Below are 8,063 nucleotides of genomic sequence, written 5' to 3'. Positions count from 1 at the left end.
ATATGGATTAACCAGAAGCCTATAATACTAACATTACGCTGCATAAGAATGGCCGGATCGAACTTTGTGGCTTGACCACCCGCACGGCCATAAACGACAAGTCTTCCATTTATAGCCATACATTTCAAACTTTTCTTAAAGATGTCCCCTCCCACCATCTCAAGAATGATATCTACCCCTTTTCCTTCTGTGGCAGCTAAAACCTGTTCATGCCAATTTTCTTCTGTGTAATTAATCCCTACATCAGCACCAAGTGAATGGACCAGTTCTAATTTTTTAGAACTGCTTGCTGTTGCAATGACTTTGCCCGCCCCCATGATTTTAGCTAACTGGACAGCTAAAGTTCCTACTCCTCCTGCAGCCGCATGAACTAAAACAGTATCACCTTTTTTTATTTGCCCCGATGTTTTTAAGATATGATAGGCGGAAACTCCTTGCCCCAGGATGGCCGCTGCTTGGTTGAAATCCACATTTTCCGGTATTTTTACTAACTGGGATACATGTAGGGCGATAAATTCTGCATAACCGCCATCGTCTGTTAAGGCAACAACACATTCTCCTTTTTTATACTCCGTAACTTCCGGTGATATCTCTGTAATAACTCCAGCAACTTCTGCACCTGGAATATATGGAAGAGGAGTTTTTGCTAAATATTGGGCGTAGCGACGTGCAGTGTCAGCGAAATTTACACCAGCAGCCTTTACTTTCACCAGTACGTATCCTGGTCTTATTGATGGTATCGGTACATCTACCATTTGTAACACTTCTGGATTTCCATACTCCTTAAATTGAATGGCTTTCATCGTATACAGTCTCCTTATTCTTCTTTTAAATTTTAGTCTACATACCTACCGGTTAGTATAATGATATCATAGAAATTAAATTCAGACTATTTGAATTTGAACTTCTTGTTTCCTAATTTTTAGGTACCTGTGATTAATAAGCAAAAAAAGCAGTCTAAAATCACAAGTGAATTTAGAACTGCTTTTTCATAATAATGAGCGTGATTATACCGTAACTGCCATAAAAAATTCCTCATAAAGTGCCTGAACCGCTCTTTTTTCATCTACTACCTTAACCCCAAACATCATGCTTACCTCTGAAGAACCTTGGTTAATCATTTCAATATTAATATGAGCTTTCGCCAACGCTTTGGAGGCTTTAGCCATGGTCCCTACATTGTGGCGCATGCCCTCGCCAACCACCATTATAAGTGCAAGACTGTGCTCGATCTTCACTTGATCAGCATGCAGCTCTGATTCAATTCGTTCAACAATCGCCTTCTCCATTTCGGCATCCATTTGATTTTCACGGAGGATCACGGAAACATCATCAATTCCTGAAGGCGTATGTTCATAAGATAATCCGAAGTCTTCTAAGATACTTAACAGCTTCCGTCCAAAGCCTACCTCTCTATTCATTAAATATTTGCTAACGTAAATACTACAAAATCCTTGGTCACTCGCAATACCAATTACTGGTCCATTTGTGTTGTCTCGTTCATAGACAATCTTTGTCCCAGGTGCACTTGGATTATTTGTATTTTTAATTTGAACAGGAATTCCTGCTCTGAACGCCGGAACAAGTGCTTCATCATGTAACACGGTGAATCCTGCATACGAAAGTTCACGCATTTCCCGGTAAGTCAGTTCTTTTATTTCCTTCGGATTTTTTACGATGAAGGGATTGACGGAATACACTGCATCCACATCGGTAAAATTCTCATAAAGGTCAGCTTTAAGGGCATTGGCTAAGATGGATCCAGTAATGTCGGAGCCGCTTCTTGAAAAGGTAAACACCTCACCTTCCCTGCTATAACCAAAGAATCCTGGAAATATTAGAATCCCTTTTCGATCGTGCAACGAATATAACTGACTATAAGCTTCAGGCAGTGCTTGAGCATTACCTGGCTCATCACTGACAAGCAGCCCCGCTTCTTTCGGATCTATGTAAGAAGCTTCTACACCCTGCTTACGGAAATAGGCAGCAACCAATTTGGCGTTGTTATCTTCACCACTTGCTTTTAACAAATCCAGAAAACGATCAGGTTTTGTTTTATCAGCGCTCAACCGATTTGCTAAATCTTCTTGAATTTCGATTATAATATCATTTGACAGTGATAATTCCTCGGCGATCGAGGAGTATCTTTCTAGGACGGCCTCAACTTGTTCCCTTGGGTCCTTATTTTGTAGACAAAGTTCTCCACATTCAATCAATAAATCGGTTACCTTATCATCTTCTGCAAACCTTTTCCCGGGGGCAGAAACGACAACGACTTTTCTCTTGGGGTCTGAAACAACAATCTTAAATACCTTTTCAATTTGTTTTCCTGATGCTAGCGAGGACCCGCCAAACTTTACGACCTTCATCCCTACATCTCCCTAATTAAAAAATATAATCTTAATTTTAATCATATTCAGAAAATAATCAAGCTTTTTCTTTTATACGTGGACATTTGTTCTCCTCTAGTGGACAAACAAAAAAAAACAGAGGATTTCTGCTAGGAAATCCTCCCTTTTTTTAAAACTAGAACTACCGTAGTAATTCAATAAAATGGGCAAGAATCTTGGCAGTAAGTCCCCATATCACTTTTCCATCATAACGATAGAAATACTCCTCGATTCCTCGTGTACGCCAATTATAATTTTCACCGCCCACAATAAGGTCAAAGGGAAAATTAACCTCGGGTTCTGCCTTAAATTCAATTTTATAAATCTCTGGTTCATTTTTTATTAAAAATGATAGCGGTACAGTAAAAATCTCACCGACTTCTGAAGGGTTAGGCACAATCGTATTTGGTGTTTTAATGTAGCCAACAAAAGGATAGATCATCATTCCAAAAGGTGAAATCATAAAATCCAATGGGTGTACGTTTGAGATATACTCATGACTGACACCTAATTCTTCCACGGTTTCACGGATAGCGGCTGCTTTTTCGTCGGTATCCTGGGCATCAATCCTCCCCCCTGGAAAACAAATTTCTCCGGGCTGCCTTCTAAGTTCAAGGGAACGAACTTCTAACAAAACGTGGATCCCGTCCTCTTTTTCAATGAGTGGGACCATAACAGCATATTTTGAAAATTTTTCACTGCCAAGGATCTTTGGTGTATGGTTTTTTAATTTAGATAGTATTGGTTCCAACTCCATGACTTCACCTCATTTCTTTTTCAAATAACTTATTATTACAATACCACTTTTACGGGCAGATAAAAAAACAATCCAATTCTTTTGTTGGATTGTTCGCTTAATACATTTTATTCCTATTTCTCATACCATGAATACATATAATTAACATCCTCAATTTTTTGTGCGGTTTTTACAATTTTTAATGGGTGGAAGGTGTCAATCATAACAGCTAGTTCCAGCGTTTCCTTTTTTCCAATACTTGCTTCTGTTTTCCCCGGATGTGGGCCATGGGGGATACCGCCTGGATGAAGTGTAATCGAACCTTCTTGAACCCCTTTTCGACTCATGAAATTACCTTCCACATAATAGAGAAGCTCGTCGCTGTTCACGTTGCTATGATAATATGGCGCTGGTATGGATTCTGGATGATAGTCATATAGTCTCGGAACAAACGAACAAACAACGAAATTATTCCCTTCAAAAGTTTGATGGACTGGCGGCGGTTGATGGACTCTCCCTGTGATTGGTTCAAAATCTTCAATGTTAAAAGCCCACGGATATAAATATCCATCCCAGCCCACTACATCAAGGGGATGATGTCCTAAAATATGCGAAGTTATCTTCCCTCTTGATTTTGTTAAAACCTCAAATTCACCCTTTTCGTCGAATGTCTTCAGTTCTTCCGGGCCTCGAAAGTCCCTTTCACAAAATGGGCTATGTTCTAATAACTGACCATATTCATTTCGGTACCGTCTTGGTGTGGTGATTTGGCTGAAGGATTCAACAAACAGCATTTTTGTCTCTTCATTTTCGTTTGGTATAACACGGTATATGGTCCCAATCGGAATAATAAGATAGTCACCCTGCCGGTAAGATAGGGTGCCGAACATCGTTTCTATTTTTCGAGTTCCGTAGTGGACATAGAGCATTTCATCGCCATCGCCATTTCGATAATAGCTTGTCATCGGTGCAGTTACATGTGCGGTTCCAATTAATAAATCCTGATTTCCTAAGATATATTCCCTAGCCATCAGGGCATCGCCTTTGGTCGGCACTTTATTGGTGAAAAAATGGCGGTGTTTTAGAGGCTGCTGCTCCTCATATTCTGGCAAGTAACCACTTACTAATTCCGTTCTCACCACCTCTGTTGGCATATAGTGGTGATACAAAATCGATTGGGTTCCTGAAAATCCCCGTGTCCCCATTACTTGTTCTCTGAATAGGCTCCCATCGGCTTTTTTAAACATTGTATGCCGTTTATGCGGTATCTTCCCCATTTGACGGTAAAACATGAATTCACCTCTCTTCAGCGATTATCTCATTCTGTAGCACGCCAAGATGATCAATCTCTAATTTAACCCGATCACCTGGCTTTAACCAGCGATGTACCTGATCACCTAGTTCAAGAATACATCCAGAGCCGACAGTTCCTGAACCAATGATCTCTCCAGGGATTAAGGTAACACCCGCTGATGCCCTCTCAATCATCTCTCCAAAGGAATAAAATATATCTTTCATATTCCCTTCGGAAAGAAGGCGTCCATTTACAGTGGCTTTCATGGAGAGATTAAATCCTTTTCCTGCTCTAAATGGTTCTAACTCATCTTTTGTAACAATCCATGGTCCAATTGAAGTTGAGAAATCCTTCCCCTTGGCAGGACCAAGGCCAACTTTCATTTCTTTCNNCATTTAATATACAGTAGCCAAAAATATGTTCATCCGCCTGATTTGCAGAAATGTTTCTACCTTCTTTACCAATGACACAGGCAATTTCAAGCTCATAATCAAGCCAGTTACACGCTTCCGGCTTAACAATGGCTTCTCCCGGTCCTTTTATGGCAAGATGATTCGAGAAGTAAAAAACAGGAATTTCGTACCATTCTGGAATCATTCCAAGGCCCCTATTCTCCCTGGCTTGTTTCACATGCTGCTCAAATGCATAAAAATCACGAAAACTCCTAGGGAATGGCAGCGGCGCCTTTAAACGTAGCTCACTTAATGGATATACTCCTTTTTGTTCCTTTGTAAATGAGAAACTAACCACCTTTTCTAGATTAGACTCACTATTTTCTAGAAAATCCAGGAGATTACTTGGCAGTATTCCACTTGAGGCTTCATACATATCTACCGCATATTCTTGATCTAATAACCATCCTGCTCGGAATGTCCCATCCGGTTTTTCGAACGTTACGAATTTCACGACACTCACCTTTTCTAGGTTTTTCTCTTCATTTCAAACATTTTTGCTACGGGGTCTGTAAAAATATTTCCTGCCATTCTCCCGATCGGCTTCAGTTTCGCAGTATCAATCTTTCCCTTATCCAACAGTTCATCGTTTACATGGACATGAACTACTTTTCCAATTACTAGACTTCCCGCCCCAGGTTTATCACCAAAATGCAATACTTGTTCTAGTTCACATTCTAAGTGGACAAGCGATTCTTTGATACGCGGCACCTTGACCTTGATACTAAGTTCTTTCGTTAAACCCACTTCCACCATTTCGTCGACATCCGGACTATATTCGATCGCACAGTCATTCATTCGTTCTGCCAAACTGTTACTAACAATATTAATGACAAATTGACCTGTGCTTTCAATGTTTACGAGCGTATCTTTTTTAGCTCCATCTGTTCCCCTTCTCATTGGTGAAAAACAAATGAGCATTGGGTCCGCACAAATTGCCGTAAAAAAACTAAATGGGGCCGCATTAGCAATGCCCTTCTCATCCACTGTAGAAACAAAAGCAATTGGACGGGGGAGAATTGAGCCAACTAATAATTTATATGCCTCTCTCCATTCCAGTGTTTTCGGGGAGATTTCCATTGCATTTATCACCTCACTTCTTGAACTCTAAAAAAGGAAGAGATCTCTCTCCCTTTAGCCCTTATAAACTACTATTCTTTATAAATTTCCTCGTCTTTCCTGCTCCCGCTCAATGGACTCAAATAAAGCTTTAAAGTTTCCTTCTCCAAAACCGCGTGCCCCTTTTCGTTGAATAATTTCAACAAATAATGTTGGACGGTCAACAATTGGTTTGGTGAAAATTTGCAGTAAATACCCCTCATCATCTCGGTCTACTAAAATATTTAGTTCCCGCAGCTTTTCTATCTCTTCATCAATTTTCCCAATCCGTTCACCTAAGGATTCATAATAGGTATCAGGAGTTTTAAGGAATTCAACTCCATTTTGCTTTAAAATCGCAACCGTTGAGACAATATCCTCCGTTAATATGGCCAAATGCTGTACACCCGGACCATTATAGAATTCTAGATATTCTTGAATTTGTGATTTTCGTTTTCCAACCGCAGGTTCATTGATCGGAAACTTGATCCGCCCACCGTTATGCATAACTTTAGACATAAGTGCAGAGTATTCTGTCGTAATGTCCTTATCAGAGAAATGTTTCATTTCTTTAAAGCCCATTACCTTAGCATAATACTCTACCCATTCCTCCATTCGCTCTACGTTCCCAACTACATGGTCAATCCCAATTAAACCCGTATCTTTAACAGGTAATGGCACTGAATATGGTTCAAATCCTGGTAAGAACACTCCCTGATAATTTTTTCGTTCTATTAACGTATGGATCGTGTCTCCATATGTACCTAGAACGGCTTTTTTAACCACCCCTGATTTATCCTTCATTTCAAATGGGGCAGCAATGGCAATCGCTCCTCGATTCACAGCTTCTTCAAATGCTTTCTCGACATCATCAACTAAAAGCGCAATATCCTTCACACCGTCTCCATGTTTCTTAACAAATTGGGCTACTGACCCTTCCTCAGTATAAGAACCTGTTAGTACAAGGCGAATATTTCGCTGCTTCAAACAGTAGGAAGCGGTTTCACGATTACCTGTTTCAAGACCCGAATATGCTACTGGTTCAAAACCGAATGCTGTACAGAAAAAGTGACATGCCTGTTTGGCATTACCCGTGTAAATCTCAATATAATCCACGTCTCGAACCGGAAAGAAGTCATTAGCTAATTGGTCTGCTCTTACTCTATTTTCTTTCATTTAGAAACCCCCATTAACTAAATGTAATAATATTCAGAATTAATTCTAATTCAAAGAATCTTGTCCTATCAAGGATAGGGTGTAAAGCAATAACGCTTTTTGGTGCTAAAGAAACCAGGACTATTTTTGCGTTATTTCCCAAAAACACAAAAAGAAACTTACCCATTTCGGGAAGTTTCTAATTAAATCATATTGGAAATATTATTCAATAGAAAAATAGACATTCAAAAAATTTTTTTCGATTAGGAAAGAATCGCCCGGTCGCTCGCCATATGTTCACCGCGGATCCGTTTAAACTCCGTTAACAAACTTTCTATTGTCAGCTGCTTCTTATTTTCCTCACTAACCTCTAAAATAATCTGACCCTTATCCATCATAATTAAGCGATTTCCTAAATCAATTGCTTGTTGCATATTATGTGTAACCATTAATGTGGTCAGTTTGTATTTGTCGACAATTTCTCTCGTCAAATTTGTTATTAATTCCGCTCTTGACGGATCAAGTGCCGCTGTATGTTCATCCAGAAGGAGAATGGAAGGCTCTGTGAAAGTTGCCATTAATAAGGATAGTGCTTGGCGTTCTCCACCGGATAAAAGCCCTACCTTTGCACTTAGTCGGTTTTCCAGTCCTAAATGCAGTGATTCCAATACCTCACGAAAATAATCACGGCGCTTTTTGGTTACCCCTTGGCGAAGGGTTCTCATTTTGTTACGAGAGTAAGCCATCGCCAGATTTTCCTCAATTGTCATACTTGGAGCCGTTCCTGCCATTGGGTCCTGAAAGACACGTCCAATCATTTTTGAGCGTTTGTACTCTGACATATTGGTAACATTTTTTCCGTTAATATGAACCTCACCGACATCTGGGATTAACACACCGGAAATGATATTCATTAATGTAGATTTTCCTGCACCATT

7 protein-coding genes and 1 pseudogene are annotated in these 8,063 nt (G+C 39.8%); all 8 read right to left on the bottom strand.

Annotation, left to right across the window (positions count from 1 at the left end):
- Nucleotides 1–803 (bottom strand): quinone oxidoreductase family protein (locus tag V7659_RS26500; RefSeq protein WP_335543080.1); only part of this gene is annotated, 803 nt, incomplete at its 3' end.
- Between the two features lie 204 nt (nucleotides 804–1,007).
- Nucleotides 1,008–2,369, bottom strand: coding sequence for an aspartate kinase (locus tag V7659_RS26495; protein ID WP_335543079.1), 1,362 nt, complete (start codon nucleotides 2,367–2,369; stop codon nucleotides 1,008–1,010).
- Nucleotides 2,370–2,532: 163 nt separating this feature from the next.
- Entirely contained in the window at nucleotides 2,533–3,147 is a 615-nt protein-coding gene (locus V7659_RS26490; protein WP_335543078.1) for an NUDIX hydrolase, read from the bottom strand.
- 113 nt (nucleotides 3,148–3,260) lie between these two features.
- Complete coding sequence (locus tag V7659_RS26485) at nucleotides 3,261–4,418, bottom strand: homogentisate 1,2-dioxygenase (protein WP_335543077.1); 1,158 nt, start codon at nucleotides 4,416–4,418, stop codon at nucleotides 3,261–3,263.
- A gap of 4 nt (nucleotides 4,419–4,422) precedes the next feature.
- Nucleotides 4,423–5,326: pseudogene (locus V7659_RS26480) on the bottom strand (fumarylacetoacetate hydrolase family protein).
- Between the two features lie 14 nt (nucleotides 5,327–5,340).
- A complete protein-coding gene (locus tag V7659_RS26475) occupies nucleotides 5,341–5,952 on the bottom strand; it encodes a flavin reductase family protein (protein WP_335543076.1) in 612 nt (203 codons plus the stop codon).
- Nucleotides 5,953–6,030: 78 nt separating this feature from the next.
- Nucleotides 6,031–7,146 (bottom strand): 4-hydroxyphenylpyruvate dioxygenase, encoded by a 1,116-nt coding sequence (gene hppD / locus V7659_RS26470; protein WP_335543075.1) that lies wholly within the window; start codon nucleotides 7,144–7,146, stop codon nucleotides 6,031–6,033.
- A 242-nt stretch (nucleotides 7,147–7,388) separates the two neighbouring features.
- On the bottom strand, nucleotides 7,389–8,063 hold a 675-nt coding region (locus V7659_RS26465), incomplete at its 5' end, for an ABC transporter ATP-binding protein (RefSeq protein WP_335543074.1).

Source organism: Neobacillus drentensis, from assembly GCF_036966985.1.
Taxonomy (GTDB): domain Bacteria; phylum Bacillota; class Bacilli; order Bacillales; family Cytobacillaceae; genus Neobacillus; species Neobacillus drentensis_E.
This window is presented reverse-complemented; position numbering and strand designations above follow the sequence as displayed.